21 protein-coding genes are annotated in these 20,624 nt (G+C 72.3%); 7 read left to right on the top strand and 14 right to left on the bottom strand.

Annotated features, from left to right (window positions below):
- Position 1 precedes the first annotated feature (1 nt).
- Together BU204_RS00590 and BU204_RS00585 are read right to left on the bottom strand one after the other, a co-directional pair.
- Positions 2-952: a hypothetical protein gene (locus BU204_RS00590; protein ID WP_075123492.1), complete on the bottom strand. Its 951-nt coding sequence runs from the start codon at positions 950-952 to the stop codon at positions 2-4.
- 58 nt (positions 953-1,010) lie between these two features.
- Positions 1,011-1,550, bottom strand: a complete 540-nt coding sequence (locus BU204_RS00585) for a CGNR zinc finger domain-containing protein (RefSeq protein WP_075123491.1) — start codon at positions 1,548-1,550, stop codon at positions 1,011-1,013.
- A gap of 26 nt (positions 1,551-1,576) precedes the next feature.
- Here BU204_RS00585 and BU204_RS00580 point away from each other — a divergent pair, with 26 nt between their 5' ends.
- Both BU204_RS00580 and BU204_RS00575 read left to right on the top strand, forming a co-directional pair.
- On the top strand, positions 1,577-1,759 hold the full coding sequence (locus tag BU204_RS00580) for a hypothetical protein (protein ID WP_075123490.1): 183 nt from the start codon (positions 1,577-1,579) through the stop codon (positions 1,757-1,759).
- A gap of 237 nt (positions 1,760-1,996) precedes the next feature.
- Positions 1,997-4,552: a bifunctional FO biosynthesis protein CofGH gene (locus BU204_RS00575; RefSeq protein WP_233159007.1), complete on the top strand. Its 2,556-nt coding sequence runs from the start codon at positions 1,997-1,999 to the stop codon at positions 4,550-4,552.
- 37 nt (positions 4,553-4,589) lie between these two features.
- Here BU204_RS00575 and BU204_RS00570 read toward each other — a convergent pair whose 3' ends face one another.
- Complete coding sequence (locus BU204_RS00570) at positions 4,590-5,003, bottom strand: VOC family protein (protein WP_233158990.1); 414 nt, start codon at positions 5,001-5,003, stop codon at positions 4,590-4,592.
- 138 nt (positions 5,004-5,141) lie between these two features.
- Between BU204_RS00570 and BU204_RS00565 the strand changes: the two genes are divergently transcribed.
- Together BU204_RS00565 and BU204_RS00560 are read left to right on the top strand one after the other, a co-directional pair.
- On the top strand, positions 5,142-6,227 hold the full coding sequence (locus BU204_RS00565) for an S-(hydroxymethyl)mycothiol dehydrogenase (RefSeq protein WP_075123487.1): 1,086 nt from the start codon (positions 5,142-5,144) through the stop codon (positions 6,225-6,227).
- The gene (locus BU204_RS00560; protein WP_075123486.1) at positions 6,227-6,856 is read left to right on the top strand and encodes an MBL fold metallo-hydrolase; all 630 of its coding nucleotides are present in this window, start codon (positions 6,227-6,229) and stop codon (positions 6,854-6,856) included. Before BU204_RS00565 ends, BU204_RS00560 begins: the two co-directional genes overlap by 1 nt.
- On the opposite strand, the gene BU204_RS00555 is transcribed toward BU204_RS00560, so the two are convergent.
- Together BU204_RS00555 and BU204_RS00550 are read right to left on the bottom strand one after the other, a co-directional pair.
- Positions 6,853-7,812, bottom strand: a complete 960-nt coding sequence (locus BU204_RS00555) for an SRPBCC family protein (protein WP_075123485.1) — start codon at positions 7,810-7,812, stop codon at positions 6,853-6,855. The genes BU204_RS00560 and BU204_RS00555 overlap by 4 nt on opposite strands.
- Positions 7,805-8,122, bottom strand: coding sequence for an ArsR/SmtB family transcription factor (locus BU204_RS00550; RefSeq protein ID WP_075123484.1), 318 nt, complete (start codon positions 8,120-8,122; stop codon positions 7,805-7,807). Before BU204_RS00550 ends, BU204_RS00555 begins: the two co-directional genes overlap by 8 nt.
- A gap of 70 nt (positions 8,123-8,192) precedes the next feature.
- On the opposite strand from BU204_RS00550, the gene BU204_RS00545 reads away from it, so the two are divergent.
- Entirely contained in the window at positions 8,193-8,567 is a 375-nt protein-coding gene (locus BU204_RS00545) for a hypothetical protein (RefSeq protein ID WP_075123483.1), read from the top strand.
- 260 nt (positions 8,568-8,827) lie between these two features.
- Here BU204_RS00545 and BU204_RS00540 read toward each other — a convergent pair whose 3' ends face one another.
- From BU204_RS00540 to BU204_RS00510, 7 genes are all read right to left on the bottom strand, one after another.
- Positions 8,828-9,667, bottom strand: a complete 840-nt coding sequence (locus tag BU204_RS00540; RefSeq protein WP_143229227.1) for a WD40/YVTN/BNR-like repeat-containing protein — start codon at positions 9,665-9,667, stop codon at positions 8,828-8,830.
- Between the two features lie 321 nt (positions 9,668-9,988).
- A complete protein-coding gene (locus tag BU204_RS00535; protein WP_075123481.1) occupies positions 9,989-10,609 on the bottom strand; it encodes a TetR/AcrR family transcriptional regulator in 621 nt (206 codons plus the stop codon).
- On the bottom strand, positions 10,606-11,709 hold the full coding sequence (locus BU204_RS00530; protein WP_075123480.1) for an acyl-CoA dehydrogenase family protein: 1,104 nt from the start codon (positions 11,707-11,709) through the stop codon (positions 10,606-10,608). Before BU204_RS00530 ends, BU204_RS00535 begins: the two co-directional genes overlap by 4 nt.
- The gene (locus tag BU204_RS00525; protein WP_083660887.1) at positions 11,706-12,884 is read right to left on the bottom strand and encodes an acyl-CoA dehydrogenase family protein; all 1,179 of its coding nucleotides are present in this window, start codon (positions 12,882-12,884) and stop codon (positions 11,706-11,708) included. The genes BU204_RS00530 and BU204_RS00525 overlap by 4 nt, the downstream gene beginning before the upstream one ends.
- Positions 12,881-13,333 (bottom strand): MaoC family dehydratase, encoded by a 453-nt coding sequence (locus tag BU204_RS00520; protein WP_075123479.1) that lies wholly within the window; start codon positions 13,331-13,333, stop codon positions 12,881-12,883. The genes BU204_RS00525 and BU204_RS00520 overlap by 4 nt, the downstream gene beginning before the upstream one ends.
- Positions 13,334-13,341: 8 nt before the next feature.
- Entirely contained in the window at positions 13,342-14,097 is a 756-nt protein-coding gene (gene fabG, locus BU204_RS00515) for a 3-oxoacyl-ACP reductase FabG (RefSeq protein WP_075123478.1), read from the bottom strand.
- Positions 14,098-14,186: 89 nt separating this feature from the next.
- The gene (locus tag BU204_RS00510; protein ID WP_075123477.1) at positions 14,187-14,669 is read right to left on the bottom strand and encodes an XdhC family protein; all 483 of its coding nucleotides are present in this window, start codon (positions 14,667-14,669) and stop codon (positions 14,187-14,189) included.
- Between the two features lie 17 nt (positions 14,670-14,686).
- On the opposite strand from BU204_RS00510, the gene nudC reads away from it, so the two are divergent.
- A complete protein-coding gene (nudC, locus tag BU204_RS00505) occupies positions 14,687-15,559 on the top strand; it encodes an NAD(+) diphosphatase (RefSeq protein ID WP_075123476.1) in 873 nt (290 codons plus the stop codon).
- A 255-nt stretch (positions 15,560-15,814) separates the two neighbouring features.
- A complete protein-coding gene (locus BU204_RS00500; RefSeq protein WP_075123475.1) occupies positions 15,815-17,104 on the top strand; it encodes a phosphoribosyltransferase family protein in 1,290 nt (429 codons plus the stop codon).
- On the opposite strand, the gene BU204_RS00495 is transcribed toward BU204_RS00500, so the two are convergent.
- Entirely contained in the window at positions 17,082-19,598 is a 2,517-nt protein-coding gene (locus BU204_RS00495) for a DEAD/DEAH box helicase (protein WP_075123474.1), read from the bottom strand. The two genes, BU204_RS00500 and BU204_RS00495, sit on opposite strands and share 23 nt — an antisense overlap.
- A complete protein-coding gene (locus BU204_RS00490) occupies positions 19,595-20,515 on the bottom strand; it encodes a PP2C family protein-serine/threonine phosphatase (protein WP_075123473.1) in 921 nt (306 codons plus the stop codon). Before BU204_RS00490 ends, BU204_RS00495 begins: the two co-directional genes overlap by 4 nt.
- Positions 20,516-20,624 lie beyond the last annotated feature (109 nt).

Below are 20,624 nucleotides of genomic sequence, written 5' to 3'. Positions count from 1 at the left end.
GTCAGTTTATTTGGCTCATCGGCGGTGTCGGCAGAACGGCGTCGGGTGTCGGCTCGGGATGACCCGGATGGCGGATCAGCAGGCCGCGCGCGGCGATGCCGGCCGCCGCCACCAGCAGGACGAGCCCCGCGCCCGCGGCGGCCATCGCCGGCGCCGGCGCCGCGAACAGGGGGACCCTGGCGATGGACTCGACCAGCACGACCAGGCCGACCAGCAGGTAGCCGGCCGCGCCGAGCCCGACCACGCGCAGCCGGACCGACTCGCCGTACCGGCCCAGGTCGAGCAGCCAGGCCAGGCCCGGGATGACCAGGACGCCGTGCATGAACACCGCGTGCGGGAGCTTGAGGAAGCCCGCCGCCGAGTAGGCGAGGGCAGGGTCGGAACGGGCCGCGGCGGTCCCGGCGGAGATCATCGCCGCGCCGACACCGAGTGCCACCAGCAGCGTCAGGAACCCGAACTGGGTGGCCAGGCGCATGCTCGGCGTCACGCCGCCGCGGGCCAGGGCCGCCAGGGTGAGCGCCACGGCCGTCGCGATGAGGACCATTCCGCCGAAGGCCAGCGTTGCGGAGACCGCGCTGTCGAACCCGGTCGCGAAGTTGAGGTGGGAGGGCACCCCCCGCCAGGCCTGCACCGAGACCAGGGCCGTCTCCACCACACAGGCCGCGGTGAACACGGCCAGCACCGGCCCCCGCAGCCGGGGGGACAGGCGCATCAGGTGCGCCACCCAGGCGACGGTGACGAGCGTGAGCCCGAACGAGAGCCCGAAGGTTGTCGGCTTGCGCAGCGACACCGGTCCCGTCCACGTGCCACCGGAGACGACCAGCACCGCCAGGTGCACGAGCCCACTGGCCATCAACAGCGCGCCCACGCCGATCGCCACCCGCTCGACCCGCGCCCCCTCGTCCCAGAGCCGGCGCAGCGAGCGCGCCAGCGTGGTCACCACCTCGCTCACGCCCGCCAGCCTTCCCTCGCGCGGCGGTGTTGTCGTCGGCCGGGCGGCGACTGGCGGCCTACGCCTCCGGCGGTACGCGGTGCGGGGTCCTGGCGCGGTGCCGGCGCACTGCGTCGCGGTTGGCGCACCGGGGTGAGCAGTAGCGCTGTGCGCCGCCGCGGGTGAGGTCGGCGAACGGGCGGGCGCAGTCGCGCAGCGCGCAGCGGCGCAGCCGGTCCATCCCCCGGCCGGAGAGGTGCAGCGCGGTGCCGACGCTGATCAGCGCGCGCACGACGGCGGCCAGCGTCAGGTCGTCGGGCCGGTAGTGAATGTGCCACCCGTCGCCGGCGTGGTTGGTGAGCCGGGGCGAGGAGGACGACTCGGCCAGCAGGACGTTCAGCAGGGCGGCCCGCCGCGCCGGCTCGTCGGCGTCGACCACCTCCAGCCACCTGGTCAGGAACTCGGCCACCTCGGCCAGGTCGCCCTCGGACGGCGGCCGGTCCACCACCATCCCCGCCGCGCGACACCGGCGGACCAGCTCCTCGGTCGTGCGCGGCGGTGACCCCGCGAGGTCGGCGGCGAGCCGGACCGGCGCTTCGCCGTAAGGGTTCAAATGCACAAGGCCATTACAGCAGACTGGGCGGCATGACTGCCCTACATCGCTGGGAGACCTCCTCGAGCCACGTCACGAGCGACGGCTGGGTCCGCTACCAGGCCTGCTGCTGCGGGCAGACCCGGGTGTTGCTCAACAGCCAGCCCATCGGTGTCGCCGCGCGGAATGATCGGCAGCGGGTCGAGGTTGTCGATGAACACGACCTCCGCGGCTAGGGCGCTTCCGCACGGTCCCGGTCGATGGGCTTCGTGATCCAGGTCGTCGTTGGCAAGGCGGAGGGCAGGCCTCGTACCGGGTCGTACTCGGCTTGTCCGACAACGCCGCCGGCGGCGGGCTGGGCGCGAAGACCGCGATCGAGGGCGGTGCGGACGTGCCCTAGCGTGGGGACGTTCCGTCGCGTTTCGCCAGGAGGAGTGCCAGTGCCCGAGGGCTTCGTACCCAACGAGTCAGCCATCCGCCGGGCGCTGCGCCGGGCCCGCGACGGGGCGGCGCTGGACCGCACCGAGGCGGAGACATTGCTGCACGCCCGGGACGGCCAGCTCGACGAGCTGCTGGCGGCGGCGTCCCGGGTGCGCGACGCCGGGCTCGTCGCGGCCGGCCGTCCGGGGGTGATCACCTACTCCCGCAGCGTGTTCGTGCCGCTCACCAAGCTGTGCCGGGACCGGTGCCACTACTGCACGTTCGCCACCGTCCCGGGCCGGGTCCCGGCCGCCTTCCTCAGTCCCGACGAGGTCCTCGACATCGTCCGCCGGGGTGCGGAGCTGGGGTGCAAGGAGGTCCTGTTCACCCTGGGCGACCGGCCGGAGGACCGGTGGTCGGCGGCGCGGGAGTGGCTCGAGGAGGCCGGCTACCCGGACACGCTCTCCTACGTCCGCGCGATGTCGATCAAGGTGCTGGAGGAGACCGGGGTCCTGCCGCACCTCAACCCCGGCGTGCTGAGCTGGACCGACCTGCAGCGGCTCAAGCCGGTCTCGGCGTCGATGGGCATGATGCTGGAGACCACGGCCACCCGGCTCTGGTCGGAGAAGGGCGGCCCGCACTTCGGCTCACCGGACAAGGAGCCGGCGGTCCGGCTGCGGGTGCTCGAGGACGCCGGGCGGAGCTCGGTGCCGTTCACCACCGGGATCCTGATCGGCATCGGGGAGACCCTCGCCGAACGGGTCGACTCGCTGTTCGCGATCCGCGCGGTGGCCCGCCAGTACGGCGGCATCCAGGAGGTCATCGTGCAGAACTTCCGGGCCAAGCCGGACACGGCGATGGCCGGGATGGCCGACGCGACGCTGACCGAGCTCGCCGCGACGGTCGCGGTCGCGCGGCTGGTGCTCGGGCCGCGCATGCGCATCCAGGCGCCGCCGAACCTGATCGGCGGGGAGTTCGACCTGCTGCTGCGGGCCGGTATCGACGACTGGGGCGGGGTGTCCCCACTGACCCCCGACCACGTGAACCCCGAGCGGCCGTGGCCAGCCGAGGAGGAGCTCGCCCGGCACGCCTCGGCCGCCGGGTTCTCCCTCGCCGAGCGGCTGCCGATCTACCCGGAGTACGTGCTGCGCGGCGAGCCCTGGCTGGACCCGCGGGTCGCCGGGCACGTCGCGGCGCTCGCCGACCCCGAGACCGGGCTGGCCGCCCCCGGGGGCGTGCCGGTGGGCCGGCCGTGGCAGGAGCCGGAGGTCGCACTGGTCGACTCCGGCCGCACCGACCTGCACACCTCGATCGACACCGAGGGCCGCACCGGCGACCGACGCGACGACTTCGACTCGGTCTACGGCGACTGGGAGTCGCTGCGGGCCCAGGTCGCCGGGCTGCCGTCGCCGTCCGCGCCCGGACCGGCCGGCCGGCTGCGCCCGGAGTTCACCTCGGCACTGCTGCGCGCCGAGTCCGACCCGGGCGGACTGTCCGACGAGGACGCCCTGGTGCTCCTGTCGGCCGGCGAGGGTACGGAGATCACCGCCTTGGCGGCGCTGGCCGACGACGTGCGCCGGGACGCGGTCGGGGACGACGTGACCTACGTCGTCACCCGGAACATCAACTTCACCAACGTCTGCTACACCGGCTGCCGGTTCTGCGCGTTCGCCCAGCGCCGCACGGACAGCGACGCGTACACGCTCTCGCTGGAGCAGGTGGGTCAGCGGGCCGTGCAGGCGTGGGAGGTCGGCGCCACCGAGGTGTGCATGCAGGGCGGGATCCACCCCGACCTGCCGGGCACCGCCTACTTCGACATCGCGGCCGAGGTCAAGCGCCGTGCACCCGGGCTGCACGTGCACGCGTTCTCGCCGATGGAGGTGGTGAACGGCGCCTCGCGGACCAACCTGTCCATCAGGGACTGGCTGACCGCCGCCCGGGAGTCCGGGGTGGACTCGTTGCCCGGCACGGCGGCGGAGATCCTGGACGACGACGTGCGCTGGGTGCTGACCAAGGGCAAGCTGCCCACCGCCGCCTGGGTCGAGGTGGTGACGACGGCCCACGAGCTCGGCATCCCGACCACCTCGACGATGATGTACGGCCACGTGGACAACCCGTCGCACTGGGTCGCGCACATCAAGCTGATCCGCGACCTGCAGGCCCGGACGGGTGGGTTCACCGAGTTCGTACTGCTGCCGTTCGTCCACACCAACGCGCCGCTGTACCTGGCCGGCATCGCCCGGCCGGGCCCCACCCACCTCGAGAACCGGGCGGTCCACGCGCTGGCCCGGTTGCTGCTGCACGGCCGGATCCCCAACATCCAGACCAGCTGGGTCAAGCTGGGCACGCCCGGCGTCGTCGACGTGCTCCGGGGTGGGGTGAACGACCTGGGCGGCACCCTGATGGAGGAGACGATCAGCCGCATGGCGGGGTCGGAGAACGGCAGCTACAAGACGATCGCCGACCTCGAGGCGCTCGCGGCGGCGGCCGGGCGGCCGGCGCGTCAGCGCGGCACGACCTACGGCGAGGTCTCCGCCGAACGCCTGGCCACGGGCCGCGCGCACGACGGCGTGTGGCGTCCGACCCTGCTGCCGCTGGTCAGCGGCTGACCCGCGCCGCCGGTGTCGGCGGCGCGGGTCAGGCCTGTCACCACTCGCCGGCGGGTTCCCCCGGCCGGTGGATGCCGAAGGTCCACTCGTAGCCTTCGGGGTCGCGCACGCGGCACCGGTAGTTCCCCCAGTCGGTGCTCTCGGGCTTCAGGACCGCGGTCGCGCCGGCTGCCACGGCGCGTTCCCACACCGCGTCGACCTCGGCCTTCGTGTCCACCGCGAGGTAGATCCCCTGGCCGTTTGCCTCGGCCCGCGGCTCCGGGCGGGTGTAGCCCGCGCCGTCGTCGCTGAACAGGAGGATCGCCGCGTCACCGAGGCGCGCCTCGGCGTGCATGACGCCGCCGTGGTCGTCGTCGAACCGCATGGTGGTCTCGAAGCCGAACGCCCGTGCCAGCCAGTCCAGGGCGGCGGGTGCGTCGCGGTAGCTCAGGTAGCAGTGCAAGGTGGTCATGCCGGACAGGCTGACAGACATTGCGGTCAGAACATGTCCGCAGGTTTTCCGGGGGAACGCGAAACCGTGTCACGACCAGCGGGCCGCCGGCTGGTACAAGTACACATACAGCGCTGCGCGGGAGAGGACGAGGAGACCATGGCTCAACAGGTTCGGGGTGTCGTCGCCAGGGCGAAGGGTGCCCCTGTGCAGGTGGAGACGGTCGTTGTGCCCGATCCCGGTCCCGGTGAGGCCGTGGTGCGGGTCCAGGCCTGCGGTGTCTGCCACACCGACCTGCACTACCGGGAGGGTGGGATCAACGACGAGTTCCCGTTCCTGCTCGGCCACGAGGCGGCGGGCGTGGTGGAGTCGGTCGGCGCGGGGGTGACCGACCTGGAGCCGGGCGACTTTGTCATCCTCAACTGGCGCGCGGTCTGCGGCACCTGTCGCGCCTGCCTGCGCGGCCGGCCGTGGTACTGCTTCGCCACCTTCAACGCGAGCCAGCCGATGACGCTGACCGACGGCACGCCGCTGTCCCCGGCCTTGGGCATCGGTGCCTTCGCCGAGAAGACGCTCGTCCACAGCGGACAGTGCACGAAGGTGGACCCGGCCGCGTCGCCGGCGGCCGCCGGCCTGCTCGGCTGCGGGATCATGGCCGGTATCGGGGCGGCGGTGAACACCGGCGGGGTCACCCGGGGGGACAGCGTGGCGGTCATCGGCTGTGGCGGGGTGGGCAGTGCGGCCGTCGCCGGGTCCGCCCTCGCGGGCGCCACCACGATCATCGCCGTCGACCTGGACGACCGGAAGCTCGAGGGGGCGACGAAGCTCGGTGCCACCCACACGGTCAACGCCGGCACCGGGGACGTGGTGGCCGCGGTCCAGGAGCTCACCGGCGGGTTCGGCGCCGACGTCGTGATCGACGCCGTCGGCCGGCCGGAGACCTGGAAGCAGGCGTTCTACGCCCGCGACCTCGCCGGGACCGTCGTGCTCGTGGGTGTGCCGACGCCGGAGATGCGCCTGGAGATGCCGCTGCTGGACTTCTTCTCCCGCGGCGGTTCGCTCAAGTCCAGCTGGTACGGCGACTGCCTGCCCTCACGCGACTTCCCGTACCTGATCGACCTCTACCTCCAGGGCAGGCTCGACCTGGACGCGTTCGTCACCGAGACGATCCGGCTCGACGAGGTCGAGGAGGCGTTCACCAAGATGCACCACGGCGACGTGCTGCGGTCGGTGGTGGTCTTCTGATGGCCGCGCGTGTGCAGAAGGTCGTCACCTCCGGGACGTTCAACCTCGACGGCGGCAGCTGGCCGGTGGACAACAACGTCTGGTTGCTCGGCGACGACGAGCAGGTCCTGGTGATCGACGCGGCCCACGACGCGGACGCGATCGCCGCGGCGGTGGGGGAGCGCGAGGTGGTGGCGATCGCCTGCACCCACGCGCACGACGACCACGTCAACGCCGCCCCCGCGCTCTCCGAGCTGGTCGACGCCCCGATACTGCTGCACCCGGCCGACGACGTGCTGTGGCGGCTGGCGCACCCGCACGCCCGGCCCACCGCCGAGCTCGCCGACGGCGACGTGCTGCACGTGGCCGGGGTCGAGGTGCGGGTGCTGCACACCCCCGGCCACGCGCCGGGGGCGGTGTGCCTGCACGTGCCCGACCTCAACGTCGTGTTCACCGGCGACACGTTGTTCAACGGCGGCCCCGGCGCGACCGGTCGGTCCTACTCGGACTTCCCAACCATCGTCGACTCGATCCGCGACCGCCTGCTCACCATGGCCGAGGAGACCACCGTCCACACCGGCCACGGCGACGACACCTCGATCGGCGCCGAGCTCCCCCACCTCGAGGAGTGGATAGCCCGCGGTCATTAAAGCCTGGCTTTCCCCGCCAGCCGGGCCGAGTAACGCTCGGTCAGCCGCGCCGTTCGCTCGGCCGGCCAGGGGCAGCGGACGTCCCCGTGCACGGCGGCGAAGAACAGCTCCAGGTGGACCTGCCAGGCCGCCAGCAGCTGGGCCCGTCTCTCGGACAGGGCGGCCGGCAGCGTCTGGGTGAGTTCCACCCGTACGCCGAGCTTCTCGTCCGAGACGATGCGCCAGCGCACGGTCCCGGCCGGGCGACCCTCGTGCAGCCATTCGTAGGCCAGCTCGTTCGGGGCGTCCGCCGTAGTAACCCTGCCGGCGGGGACGTGCGGGTTCACCGCTCGGGCCGGCGGCTCGTCGGCTGGATCGACGTCCTCGGTGAGCGCGGACCACACCTGGGCCGGCGGCTTCCAGACCAGGTCCCGGGCGAAGTGAAGCTCGAGACCGTCCTTGGTCGTGCGGATCTCGCCCTCGCCGAGGCCGAACTCCTCGACATAGCGTTCGATCGAGGGGAACGCGACCTGGTCCGCCAGCGCGGGCGTCCCGTCCAGCCGGGCGACGAGCAGGGCCAGGCAGTTGTCCCAGCCGGCCGCGTTCCTGGCGGCCCCCAACCGGCCCACCCACCCGCCGCCGACGGTCTGGGTGAACACCAGCAGGCAGCCCTCGCCGTCGGGCAGCAGCTCGAAGCGCAGCACGTCCTGTTCCCAGCGGAACATGTAGACCTTCGGCGGGTCGTACTCCAGCACCTCGCCGTCCCACTCGCCGTCCACGACCGCCTCGTCCGGGAAGGTGAACCGCATGGGCGCCCCCGGCCGCGGCTCCGCCTCGACGGCGGCCGGAAACCAGTGCGCCAGCTCGGCGGGCTCGGTCACGGCGCGCCACACCTTCGCCGGCGGATGGCGGAACCTGCGCTCGAAGCGCAGTACCGGCTCGCCGTCGATCATCCGCAGGGTCGCGCGCTCACTCATCGGGATCCTCCATTGTGTCCAGGTGCCTCTCCAGAGCGTCCAAACTGGACGTCCACATGCGCCGGTACGGCTCCAGCCAGCTGTCCAGCTCGACCAGCGGGTCCAGCCGAAGCCGGTACCAGCGGCGCTGTGCGTCCTGGCGGACCTCGACCAGTCCCGCGCCGCGCAGCACCCGCAGGTGCTTGGAGACGGCCGGCTGGGTCAGCGCCAGCCGCTCGACCAGGTCGCCGACCGGTCGTTCGCCCTCACGCAGCAGATCGAGGATCTCCCTGCGGTGGGGCTCGGCCAGCACCTCGAATGTAGATGCCATGGCGGCAATATATCCCAACAGGCATATACACGCCAGCTCGCGTCCCGCGCCGGGGCGCTACCGTGGAGACATGCGACTGCGGGGGATCGCCGCCGGGCTGGCGGCCGTGCTGCTGGTGGCCGGATGCGCCGAGGTGGACTCGGCAGTGGACGAGGCGAACGACGTCGCCGACCGGGCGGCGGTGTGCACCGAGGCGCTGGGGCTGGCCGACCTGAACCCGCTTGTCGACCCGGAGCGGCTGCGCGCCCGTGCCGAGGACAAGGAGCAGCGGCTGCGTGAGCTCGCCGAGAACGTCGCCGACCAGGACGTGAAGGCCTCGCTGCTCACCATGGCCGACTCCTACGTCGAGGTGCAGCAGGAGCGCTTCGAGGACCTGGGCGTGGTGGCGAGCTGGGCCAAGGCCAACGCCGCCCGCGTCGACGCACTGCGCGAGGCCTGTACCTAGGGCGCGTCCTCAAAGTCCCGGTCGATGGGCTTCGTGATCCAGGTCGTCGCTGGCAAGGCGGAGGGCAGGCCTCGTACCGGGTCGTACTCGGCCTGTCCGACAACGCCGCCAGCGGCGAGCTGGGCGCGAAGACCGCGATCGAGGGCTTTGAGGACGCGCCCTAGGGCCGACTGACCGACGCGACGGCACGGCGTGAACGGCAGGGTCTGCCGTTCACGCCGGCCTCTGTCACGGCACGAACTCGAACGGAGGGTTCGTGCTCAGCCGTCGGTGCGGTGGAAGTCGTACGGTTGCCAGGTGTGGCCGGCATCCGTGCTGCGGTAGACGGCCGACGCCGAGGACGAGCTCGGCACGCCGTCCACGACGTGGCCGATGTCCGGGGTCACGAACTGCAGGTCGAACAGGGCGAATCCCCGGTCGCTCAGTATGGTGCTCGACCAGCTCTTGCCGGCGTCGAACGTGCTGTGCAGCAGGCTTCGGCTTCCGCCGACGGCCGCGATGGTCGCGACGTCGGAGGTGGCCGGGCCGAATCCCGAGGTGTAGCCCTGTGACGGGGCCGGGTTCGACGGGACGTAGGTGCCGCCGAGGTGTGGCGCGGTGAAGACCTGCTTGGTCATCGAACCTGGTTGCGGCGAACCGCCACCGCCGTTGCACAGCGCGATGGGCCGGTTGTCCCTGATTCCGCCGAGCATCGCGACGTTCTCGAGCGGGCACGGCAGTGGTGCCGCGACGAACTCCTCACCGTCGAGCGAGAAGTGGTACTGCGCCTCGGCATAGTTGGCGCCCAGGTAGACCTGCAGTATGTCACCGTCGACCGCGACGCCGCCGTAGGGGAATTCGCCGATGACCTCGAACCCGGGCAACGGGTGCAGTACCGGCTCACCGACCGGTCCGGAGTAGATCCGGGTGGCGTTGTGCTGGTTGTTGCCCAGTAAGGAGGCCACGGCGAACACCTTGCCGTGCGCGGTCACGACTTCGGAGATGTTGTACGGCTCGGTCAGCCCGGTCAGCTCCACCTCGTACCAGTTCCGGGTCGCGTCGTTGGTCTCCCACAGGGTGGTTCCGTCCGTGACGAACTCGGTTTCCAGGTCGGCAACCATCAACCGTACCTGGTTGTGGTTCTCTGGAAGTTTCACCGGCGGTGCGGTGCGTGCCTGCCAACTGTCACCGCCGTCCACGGTGGCCAACAGTTCCGGGCACAGGTCCTCGCCGCATGGCGTGTAGCCGAACGCGCTGCCATGCCGGGGATCGAGCCAGCTGACCGAGGACGGGAGGAACGTATCGGAAGGCGATGCCGCCGCCACTGGCGTTGTGACCGCGAGAAGACCGACCAGACCTGCCACGATGAGTTTCACGTACGTAGAGACGCCGGACCGCTACACGGGGTTGCGTAAGCGCTCCGACGACATGCCGGACACTTCCTAGTCGGTCCGGTCGTGGTGGCCCAGCATGCGCAGGACGAGGTCGGCGTACTGCCGGCCGAGCTCGGTCGGGGCGGGTCGGGTGGTCGGGGTGTACCAGCGCGCGACGTCGATCCCGAGGCCGAGCACGGCGCGTGCGGCCGTGCGGACGTCGGGGACCTCGAACTGGCGCAGGGACACCCCGGCGGTGATCACGTCGCGGACGTGTTGCTCGGTTCGCCGGCGCAGGTCGGCGACCACCTCGTACTCCTGCGGCGGCAGCGCGGCCAGCTCGTGCTGGACCACCCGGGCGACCACGTGCCGCTTGGCGTGCCAAGCCACGAACCTCTCCACCAGCGTGCGCATGGTGACCACCGGGTCCGGGTCGTCGGCCACCACCCGCTCCACCATCGCGAGCATGCGTTCGTGTCCGCTGCGGCTGATCGCGAACAGCACGGCCGACTTCGCCGGGAAGTGCACGTAGAGGGCCGCCGGGCTCATGCCGGCCGCGGTCGCGATGTCCCGCGTCGTGGTGGCGTGGTAGCCCCGCTCGGCGAACGACGTAACCGCGGCCGCCATCAGGCGCCTGGCCGCCTCGGGACGGACGTCGGGCCAGAGGTCGTCGGGCTGGGGTGCGGTCACCGCGGTCCCGGCAGGTCCACCAGTGGCGCCAGCAGTGCGCGCAGCCGGCCCGGCGTGCCCAGGGCGATCTGGTCGGCCTTGGCCCGCTTGAGGTACAGGTGCGCGGGGTGCTCCCAGGTCATGCCGATGCCGCCATGTAGCTGGACGCACTCCTCCGCGGCGTGCACGGCGACCTCCGAGCACAGCGAGTTCGCCAGCAACGCGGACACCCGGGCGTCCTCACCGCCCACCGAGTCCGCGGCGTGGCGGGCCGAGGCGCGGGCGAGGGCCAGCTCGCCGAACAGGTCGGCCAGGCGGTGCTTGAGGGCCTGGAACGAGCCGACCGGACGGCCGAACTGGTGGCGGTCCTTGAGATAGGCGACCGTCGTCGTCAGGCACCACTCGGCCAACCCGACCTGCTCGGAGGCCAGCAGCGCTGTTGCCGTCCATAGTGCACTGTCCAGTGCGGACTCCGCGGCGCCGGGGAGCGGTGTCGAGGTCGCGCCGTCGAAGGAGATGTCGGCGATGGGCCGGGTCAGGTCCAGCGAGACCGCCGGTGTGACGACGACACCGGCCTGCGCGACCGGGACCACGTGCAGCGCCGGTCCGTCGGGTCCGACCGCGGGCACGACCAGCACGTCGGCCGCGGCGGCGTCGGCCACCGCCCGCACCGCGCCGCGCAGGCCGTCGCCGGTCGCCTCCACACCGGACGGAAACGGCGAGCCGGGCATCGTGGCGAGGGAGATCGCGAGCGCCGCTACCGAGCCGCCGGTACCGAGCGCGTCGAGCAGTTCGCGCGCCGGGCCGGTCGGCTCGACGCCGAGCAGTGCGGTCGTGGCGAGCACCGCGCTGCCGAGGAAGGGGACCGGCGCGACCGAACGGCCCAGCTCCTCCAGCACGACGGCCACCTCGCGGGCGGACGCGCCCTGGCCGCCGAGCTCCTCGGGCACGTGCAGCGCCGAGACCCCGACCTCGCCGGCGAGCGTGCGCCACAGCTCGAGGTCGTGGGGCTGCTCGCTCTCGCACCGGGCGAGGATCGCCGAGGGCTGGGCACGGGCGGTCAGCAGGTCGCGCACACTGGACCGGAGCTGGTCCTCGATGTCGCTGTAGAGCAGGTTCATCTGGGCAGGTCCTTCCACGGAACCTTGGTGTCCACCCTCGGCTCGGCCGGCAGGCCGAGCACCCGCTCGGCGATGATGTTGCGCAGCACCTCGGAGGTGCCGCCCTCGATCGAGTTGCCCTTCGCCCGCAGGTACCGGTACCCGGCCTCGCGGCCGTTGAAGTCGACCAGGTCGGGCCGGCGCAGGGTCCAGTCGTCGTAGCGCAGGCCGTCCTCGGCGAGGAGCTCGACCTCGAACCCGGACAGCTCCTGGGCGAGCCGTGCGAACGTCAGCTTCATCGCCGAGCCCTCCGGCCCCGGTGACCCGACGGCCAGCTGCTGGCGCAGCCGGATCCCGGCCAGCCGCAGGGCTTCCGCCCGCACCCACAGGTCCACCAGCCGGTCGTGCAGCTCCGGGGTCCGCCGGTCCGGGTTCGCCCGCCAGGTCCCGGCGACGGCGCCGACCATCCCGCCCTCACGCGGGGTCGGCCGCCCGCCGATGGCGATCCGCTCGTTCATCAGGGTCGTCTGGGCGACCCGCCAGCCCTCACCGACCTCGCCGAGTCGGTTGCTGTCGGGGACCCAGGCCTGGGTCATGAAGACCTCGTTGAACTCGGCCTCGCCGGTGATCTGGCGCAGTGGCCGGACCTCCACGCCCGGGTCGGTCATGTCCAACACGAAGTAGGACAGGCCGGCGTGTTTGGGCAGGTCGGGGTCGGTGCGGGCCAGCAGGATCCCCCACCGCGCGGTGTGCGCGCTGGAGGTCCACACCTTCTGCCCGGTCACCCGCCAGCCGTCGCCCTCACGGACCGCACGGGTACCGGCTGCCGCGAGGTCGGACCCGGCGCCGGGCTCGGAGAACAGCTGGCACCACACCTCCTCGCCCGTCCACAACGGACGAAGCAGGCGCTGCTTCTGCTCGTCGGTGCCGAAGGCCAGGATGGTCGGCGCGGCCATGCCAAGCCCGATGCCGATGCGCCGGGGGTCGTTGTCGGGCGCGCCGGCCGCCTCGAGCTCGGCCTCGACGACGGTCTGCAGCTCGCGCGCCGCGCCGAACCCGCCCAACCCCTCGGGGAAGTGCACCCAGGCAAGGCCGGCGTCGAACCGGGCACGCAGGAAGTCCAGCCGGTCCATACCGGACGGGTCGTTCTTGGACAGGAACTCGCGGGCGCGCTCCCGCAGCGTCTCGGCGTTCACGGGACGTACAGCACGATCGTCTCGGCGACGCAGACCGGCTTGTCGTCGCTCTCGGTCTCGAACGTCCAGCGCAGGACCGCCTGCCGGCCGGGCGGTCGCTCGATGACCTCGACCAGCTCGACGCCGGCGCGGACCCGCGAGCCCACCCGCAGCACGGTCGGGAAGCGCACCTTGCCCAGGCCGTAGTTGATGCCCATGCTGATTCCGCCGACGGTGAAGACCTGCTGGCCCAGCATGGGGATCAGCGAGAGCGTGAGGTACCCGTGGACGATCGTGCCGCCGAACGGGCCGCTCTTGGCCCGCTCGACGTCGACGTGGATCCACTGGTGGTCCCCGGTGGCGTCGGCGAAGCGGTCGACGCGGTCCTGGGTGATCTCGAGCCAGTCGCTGTGGCCCAGGTGCTCGCCCTTGGCCGCGGCGAGCTCGTCCAGATCGGCGAAGGTTCGCATGTCGCCCCTCAGTCCTGCGGCCCACCGGCCACGTAGATGACCTGCCCGGACACGAAACCGGACTCCTCGCCGGCCAGGAAGGAGACGACCGCGGCGATGTCCTCCGGCTGGCCGACGCGCCGGACCGGGATGGCCGCCGCCGCCCCGGCTTTGAAGTCCTCGAAGGGAACCCCGACGCGGGCCGCGGTGGCCGCGGTCATCTCGGTCTCGATGAAGCCCGGCGCGATCGCGTTGACCGTGACGCCGAACTTGCCGAGCTCGATCGCGAGGGTCTTGGTGAAGCCCTGCATGCCGGCCTTGGCGGCGGAGTAGTTGGCCTGGCCCCGGTTGCCGAGGGCGGAGGTGCTGGAGAGGTTGACGATCCGGCCCCAGCCCTGCTCGGTCTGGTGCTTCTGGACCTCGCGGCTCATCAGGAACGCCCCGCGGAGGTGGACCGCGATGACCGCGTCCCAGTCGTCCTCGGTCATCTTGAACAGCAGGTTGTCGCGGGTGATGCCGGCGTTGTTCACCAGCACCGTCGGCGGCCCGAGCTCCTGGCTCACCCGTGCGACGGCGGCCGACACGGCTGCGGAGTCGGCGACGTCGGCGCCGACGGCGACGGCCTTGCCGCCGTCCGCGGTGATCGCCTCGACGGTGGCCGCGCAGGCGTCCTCGGCGAGGTCGACCACGCCGACGGCGAGTCCGTCTTTGGCGAGGCGCTTGGCGACCGCCGCACCGATGCCGCGAGCGGCACCGGTCACGATCGCGACACGGGAGTGGGCCACGGGTTGTTCCTCCACGCTGGGTTCGCTGTGACGTTGCTAAGCAAGCGCTTAGCAACGTAACGCGCGGGGCGCAGCCCTGTCCAGCCGGGTCAGAACTCGAAGCCCCCCGGCGCGCCGTTGCGGTCGGCGACGAGCCCGGCCAGGGTGGAGATCGCGATCTCGGCGGGCGTGCGCGACCCGATGTTGAGCCCGATCGGCCGCCGCACCCTGGCGATGTCCTCGTCGCCGACACCGAGGTCACGCAGGGCCGCGACGTGGGGCCCGGCGTGGTTCGGGCTGCCCATGACCCCCACCCAGCGGACGTCGAGCGCGAGCGCGTCCCGCAGTACGAGCCCCAGCTCCGGTCGGTGGTGGTCGGTGACCACCACGTCGGTGTCCCCGGCGAGTTCGCCGACCAGGCGCGGCAGGACCGTTGTCTCGGCCTGGAGGTCGTTGGCCACCCGCCCGCGCTCGGGCTCGACGAGCGCGGTGCGGTACCCGAGGTCCCGCCCGTACCGGAGCAGGTGGTCGGCGACCGGCGAAGCGAACACCGCGACCAGCGTGCGTGCGGTGTCCGTTGTGGCGCTGTCCATGCGGCTAGGGTTGCACGGTGTCGCTGCTCCCGTACAACGGACTGGCCCTCGACCGGGCGAGCGCCCGACGCTCCGACGAGGCGTGGCTGAGCTCCGCCCGCCGGCACCCCGATGCCCGCGTCCTGGCCTTCTGGCGGGACGGTTGTCTCACCCGTGACGGTCAACCGGTCACGGTGTCCGAGGAGCCGCACGTCTTCCTGGGAGCGAACGGGCGGGCCGGGGTGTTCGCCGTGGACCTGTCCGAACTGGACGAATCAACGGCACGAACCCGGACCGGCGCCGACGCGGTCCTGGACGTACGGCGCCTGTTCCCGGTTGTCGACGCCCAGGAGGCGGCCACCCTCGCCTACGCCCGGGGCATGCTCCACTGGCACCGGAACCAGCGCTTCTGCGGAGCCTGCGGCGGCGCCAGCGTTGCCCGCCAGGCAGGCCACCAACTCGAGTGCGCGTCCTGCGGGCGCCTGCTGTTCCCCCGCATCGAGCCGGCCGTGATCACCCTGGTCACCTCCCCGGACGGAGCTCGCTGCCTGCTCGGCCGCCACCGCGGCGCGGCCCCCGACGCGTACTCGACCCTGGCCGGCTTCGTCGAGATCGGCGAGAGCCTGGAGGACGCGGTCCGCCGGGAGCTGGTCGAGGAGGTCGGCGTGCGCGTGGCGGCGGTCCGCTACCAGGCCTCGCAGGCCTGGCCGTTCCCCGCCGGCCTGATGCTCGGCTTCCGCGCCGTCGCCGAGTCGGAGGAGGTGGCGGTGGACCAGGAGGAGCTCGTCGCCGCCCACTGGTTCACCCGCGAGGACCTGCGCGCCCTCCAGGCAACCCACCGAGCGGCAGGAACCGACCGCCAGGACTCCATCGAGTCCCACCTGCTCCAAACCTGGCTGGACGAGGGGTGATCAAAGCACCACCCGAAGCGCCGCCACCCCCCGACACCCCACCGACCTAACGCCCACTCACCACCCGCTCCCGCCGCGACACCACCGTCAGGTTCGCCTCTCCCGACCACACGTCCCCGAGCCGGTGATCGACCCGGTCACTCGGTGAGGCACCGCAGGTAGGACACGCGCAGCGAGACGATTCGCTCATATGTTCGACACTAGTGGGCTTTCCGGTGCGGAGCAACCAGGGGACACTGGTGGTGGAGGTGACGTATGCACTTCCCCAACAGGGCCGCCGCCGGCCGCGCGCTCGCCGACGAGCTGCGCGGTGACCGTGCTGGCCCGCACCCGATCGTGCTCGGGCTGCCGCGCGGCGGCATCCCCGTTGCCGCGGAGGTGGCTGGTGCGCTGGACGCGCCGCTGGACCTGGTGCTCGTGCGCAAGGTCGGCGCGCCCGACCGGCCGGAGCTCGCGGTGGGCGCGGTCGGCGAGGACGGGGTGACCGTCCGCAACGATGCCGTGCTGGTCGAGCTGGGGCTGACCTGGGACGACCTGTCCACCCAGGTCGAGCACGAGCGGTCGGAGATCGAGCGGCGGGCCGCGGCGCTGCGGCCCGCGAGGACCCGGCCCAGCCTGCGTGGACGCCAGGTCGTCCTGGTGGACGACGGGATCGCGACCGGGGCGACCGTCGTCGCGGCGGTGCGGGTGCTTCGGCGGCTCGGCGCGGGGCGGGTCGTGCTCGCGGTGCCGGTGGCGCCGGCGGACACGCTGGCCCGGCTGCGCGAGATCGCCGACGACGTGGTGTGTGTGCTGGCACCGCGCCGGTTCGTCGCGGTGGGGCAGTGGTACGACGACTTCACCCAGGTGACCGACGACGAGGTCCGCGCCCTGCTCGCGCAGTTCCCGACGCCGCTCGCCGACGAGGACGTCGTCCTCGACGGGCTCGGCGGCTTCCTGTTCGTGCCGGCTCGGGCGGTCGGCCTGGTCGTGTTCGCCCACGGCAGCGGCAGCGGGCGGGCCAGCCCCCGCAACCGGGCGGTCTCCTCGGCGCTGCACGCGGCGGGCATCGGCACCGTGCTGGTCGACCTGGTGGCGCCGGGCGAGGAGTTCGACGTCGACCTGCTGGCCGGACGGCTGCGCCTGGTCGTCGACCGGCTGCGGGGGGACCACCGGCTCGCCGGGCTGCCGGTCGGGCTGTTCGGCGCGAGCACCGGCGCGGCCGCGGCGTTGCGGGCCGCCGCGGAGCCGGCGCTGAAGGTCTCCGCGATCGTCTCCCGGGGCGGGCGGCCGGACCTGGCCGGGGAGGCGATCGCGGTCGTCGACGCGCCGACGCTGTTGGTCGTCGGTGGCCGGGACGAGCAGGTGCTGGCGCTCAACGCCGCAGCCCGCGAGCGGATGCGCTGCCACAGCGAGCTGGTGGTCGTCCCCGGCGCCGGGCACCTGTTCGAGGAGCTGGGCACCCTGGAGGCGGTCGCCCGGCTGGCGGCGGACTGGTTCACCCGCCACTTCGCCCAGCCCGGCGGACCGGGCCGGGACGGGGTCAGAGCTCGCCGACCGCGGTGATCACCACGACGGCGGCGCCGACCTCGTCCGAGGTGTCCAGGTCGATCTCGGCGGTGAAGCCCCAGTCGTGGTCTCCCGCCGGGTCGTCGAAGATCTGGCGCACCTGCCAGAGCTCCGGCTGCTGGTCGGTGATCATCATGAACTTCGGTCCGCGTGCGTCCGGCCCGGTGCCGATCTCCCCGTGCAGCTCGAAGTACGGCTCGAGCGCCCCCTGCCACTCCTGCGCGGTCCACCCCGACTCGCCGTCCAGCGCGCCCAGCTCGGCGTAGTCGCGGCGGGCGGCGAGCTGGACGCGGTGGAACAGCGCGTTGCGCACCAGCACGCGGAACGCCCGGGTGTTGGTCGTGACCGCCGGCACCCGCTCGTCGGGCTCGTCGAGCGGCTCGTCGGCGGGGTTGGTCAGCTTCTCCCACTCGTCGAGCAGGCTCGAGTCGACCTGGCGCACCAGCTCACCCAACCACTCGGTCAGGTCGGACAGCTCCTCGGTCTTCGCCTCCTCGGGCACGGTCTGGCGCAGTGCCTTGTAGGCGTCGGCCAGGTAGCGCAGCACCATGCCCTCGCTGCGGGCGAGCTGGTAGAAGCCGATGTACTCGACGAAGGTCATGGCCCGCTCGTACATGTCCCGGGCGACGGACTTGGGTGAGAGGTGGTAGTCGGCGACCCAGGGGTGGCCGCGGCGGTAGGTCTCGTACGCCGCGTTGAGCAGCTCGGCGAGCGGCTTGGGGTGCGAGACCTCCTCCAGCAGCGCCATCCGGTCGTCGTACTCGACGCCCTCGGCCTTCAACGCCTGGACGGCCTCGCCCCGCGCCTTGAACTGCTGCGCGGACAGGACCTGGCGCGGATCCTCCAAAGTGGACTCGATCACGGAGAGCACGTCGAGCGGGTAGCCGGGGTCGTCGCGGTTCAGCAGCTCGATCGTCGCCAGCGCCAGCGGGGACAGCGGCTGGTTGAGCGCGAAGTCGAGCTGCAGGTCCACCGTCAGCCGGATCCTGCGGCCCTGCTCGTCCGGCTCGGGTAGGCGCTCGACCACCCCGGCGGCGAGCAGCGCGCGGTAGATCGCGATCGCCCGGCGGATGTGCCGCCGCTGTGCCGGGCGGTCCTCGTGGTTGTCCTCCAACAGCTTGCGCATCGCGGTGAAGGCGTCGCCGGGGCGGCCGATCACGTTGAGCAGCATGGCGTGGCTGACCTGGAAGCTGGAGGTGAGCGGTTCCGGCTCGGCCTCCACCAGGCGCTGGAACGTCGGCTCGCCCCAGCCGATCGACCCCTCCGGCGGCTTCTTGCGCACGACCTTGCGCCGCTTCTTCGGGTCGTCACCGGCCTTGGCGAGGGCCTTCTCGTTCTCGATCACGTGCTCTGGTGCCTGTACGACGACGTTACCGACCGTGTCGTAGCCGGCCCGGCCGGCCCGACCGGCGATCTGATGGAACTCGCGGGCCTTGAGCAGGCGCACCTTCTGACCGTCGTACTTGGACAGTGCGGTGAACACAACTGTCCGAATCGGAACATTGATGCCGACGCCGAGCGTGTCGGTCCCGCACACGATCTTCATCAGCCCGGCTTGGGCGAGCCGCTCGACCAGGCGTCGGTACTTGGGCAGCATGCCGGCGTGGTGCACGCCGATCCCGTGGCGCACCAGGCGGGACAGTGTCTTCCCGAAGCCCGCGGTGAACCGGAAGTTGCCGATCAGCGCGGCGATCCGGTCCTTCTCCTCGCGGGTGCAGACGTTGATGCTCATCAGCGACTGGGCCCGCTCGAGCGCGGCCGCCTGGGTGAAGTGCACGACGTAGATCGGCGCCTGGTTGGTGGAGAGCAGCTCCTCGATCGTCTCGTGCAGCGGGGTGAGCCGGAAGGAGTAGAACAGCGGCACCGGCCGCTGGACCGAGGTGACCACGGCCGTGGGCCGTCCCGTCCGCCTGGCCAGGTCCTCCTCGAACCGGCTCACGTCGCCCAGCGTCGCCGACATCAGCAGGAACTGGGCGCGGTTCAGCTCGAGCAGCGGCACCTGCCACGCCCAGCCCCGGTCGGGTTCGGCGTAGAAGTGGAACTCGTCCATGACGACCTGGCCCACGTCGGCGTCCACGCCCTCGCGCAGCGCGATGTTGGCCAGGATCTCCGCGGTGCAGCAGATGATCGGCGCCGCCGGGTTCACCGCCGAGTCGCCGGTGAGCATGCCGACGTTGACCGCGCCGAACACCTCGCACAGCGCGAAGAACTTCTCCGAGACCAGCGCCTTGATCGGCGCGGTGTAGAAGGTCCGCTGGCCGTTCGCGAGCGCGGCGAAGTGGGCACCGGTCGCCACCATGCTCTTGCCCGACCCGGTCGGCGTGGACAGGATGACGTTGGAGCCGGAGACGATCTCGATCATCGCCTCCTGCTGGGCCGGGTACAGGGTCAGGCCCCGGTCCTCCGCCCAGGAGCTGAACGCGTCGAACAGGGAGTCGGGGTCCGGGTCGGCCGGCAGCGCCCCGAGCAGGCCGCCCTCGGTGACCGTCATGGTGTCCGCGCCGGGAACGGCACGAGCACCGTGGTGATGTTGTCGTGCCCGCCGAGCTCGAGCGCGACCGTGGTCAGCTGGGCCGCGGCGGCCATCGGGTCCACCTCCGCCGGCTCCCCGGGCAGCGCCCCGACCAGGGCGGAGGCCTCGGGTAGGTAGTTCCACAACCCGTCGCTGCACAGCAGTACCAGACCGGGCCCCTCCGGGGTGACCGTGACCGTCCTCGGTGCGACCTGGCCGGCGTCCGCCCCGATCCACTTGGACAGCGCGTGCGCCTGGTGCACGGACATGGCCTCTTCCTCGCTCATTCCCTCGGCGACGAGCTCGCTGGCCACGGTGTCGTCGACGGTCAGGCCGCGCGCGCCGTCGGTGGCCAGCCAGTAGGCGCGGCTGTCGCCCACCCAGCCCACGGTCACCGAGGTCCTGGTGACCACGGCGGAGACGAAGGTGCACGAGGGCGCCGTGCCGGGCACCGTCGGGTCGGCGAGCGCGGTCACCCCGGCGATGGCCTTCGCCACCGCCTCCCGGGTGGCGGCCTCGGCCTCCCCACCGGCCAGCGCCGACTCCAGCAGCACCGCGACGGCCTCGTCGACCGCCCGCTGGGAGGCGTTCTCCGCGCGGTCGGAGGTGGCGACCCCGTCGCAGACCACCGCGACCACGACCGGCTGCTCGCCCCCGACCGCGGCGAACGCCATCGAGTCCTCGTTGCGCTCCCGGCGCCGGCCCTTGTCGCTGATGCCGACCACCTGGCCGAGGTGGGCCTCCATCCGGTCCCGCCCGCCCGGCTGCACCCGTCCACAGGTCGCGCACGTCCCGTCGGCGCCGACGTCCTGGCCGCACGCCACGCACGGCCCGTCCGCCGCGCGACCCAGCGGTCCGCCCACCGGCGTCCTGCTGACCAGCGGGTTCGCGCTCACTCCCGCATCCTCGGTCGGATCCGGCTCACGGTCTGGGACCAAGGCAGTGCGCTCCTTCATGTCGTCCGTGTCGATGCCCCCGCCCAACACGGTAGTAGCGATGGCCGCG

This window comes from Actinophytocola xanthii (genome assembly GCF_001921205.1).
GTDB classification, from domain to species: Bacteria; Actinomycetota; Actinomycetes; order Mycobacteriales; family Pseudonocardiaceae; genus Actinophytocola; species Actinophytocola xanthii.
This window is presented reverse-complemented; position numbering and strand designations above follow the sequence as displayed.

Excerpts from the sequence above, each read along its gene's own strand:
- BU204_RS00580 (WP_075123490.1), top strand. The coding sequence starts at position 1,577 with ATGACTGCCCTACATCGCTGGGAGACCTCCTCGAGCCACGTCACGAGC.
- BU204_RS00570 (WP_233158990.1), bottom strand. The coding sequence starts at position 5,003 with ATGACCACCTTGCACTGCTACCTGAGCTACCGCGACGCACCCGCCGCC.
- BU204_RS00565 (WP_075123487.1), top strand. The coding sequence starts at position 5,142 with ATGGCTCAACAGGTTCGGGGTGTCGTCGCCAGGGCGAAGGGTGCCCCT.
- BU204_RS00560 (WP_075123486.1), top strand. The coding sequence starts at position 6,227 with ATGGCCGCGCGTGTGCAGAAGGTCGTCACCTCCGGGACGTTCAACCTC.
- BU204_RS00555 (WP_075123485.1), bottom strand. The coding sequence starts at position 7,812 with ATGAGTGAGCGCGCGACCCTGCGGATGATCGACGGCGAGCCGGTACTG.
- BU204_RS00550 (WP_075123484.1), bottom strand. The coding sequence starts at position 8,122 with ATGGCATCTACATTCGAGGTGCTGGCCGAGCCCCACCGCAGGGAGATC.
- BU204_RS00545 (WP_075123483.1), top strand. The coding sequence starts at position 8,193 with ATGCGACTGCGGGGGATCGCCGCCGGGCTGGCGGCCGTGCTGCTGGTG.
- BU204_RS00540 (WP_143229227.1), bottom strand. The coding sequence starts at position 9,667 with ATGGTTGCCGACCTGGAAACCGAGTTCGTCACGGACGGAACCACCCTG.
- BU204_RS00530 (WP_075123480.1), bottom strand. The coding sequence starts at position 11,709 with ATGAACCTGCTCTACAGCGACATCGAGGACCAGCTCCGGTCCAGTGTG.
- BU204_RS00520 (WP_075123479.1), bottom strand. The coding sequence starts at position 13,333 with ATGCGAACCTTCGCCGATCTGGACGAGCTCGCCGCGGCCAAGGGCGAG.
- BU204_RS00510 (WP_075123477.1), bottom strand. The coding sequence starts at position 14,669 with ATGGACAGCGCCACAACGGACACCGCACGCACGCTGGTCGCGGTGTTC.
- BU204_RS00500 (WP_075123475.1), top strand. The coding sequence starts at position 15,815 with ATGCACTTCCCCAACAGGGCCGCCGCCGGCCGCGCGCTCGCCGACGAG.
- BU204_RS00495 (WP_075123474.1), bottom strand. The coding sequence starts at position 19,598 with ATGACGGTCACCGAGGGCGGCCTGCTCGGGGCGCTGCCGGCCGACCCG.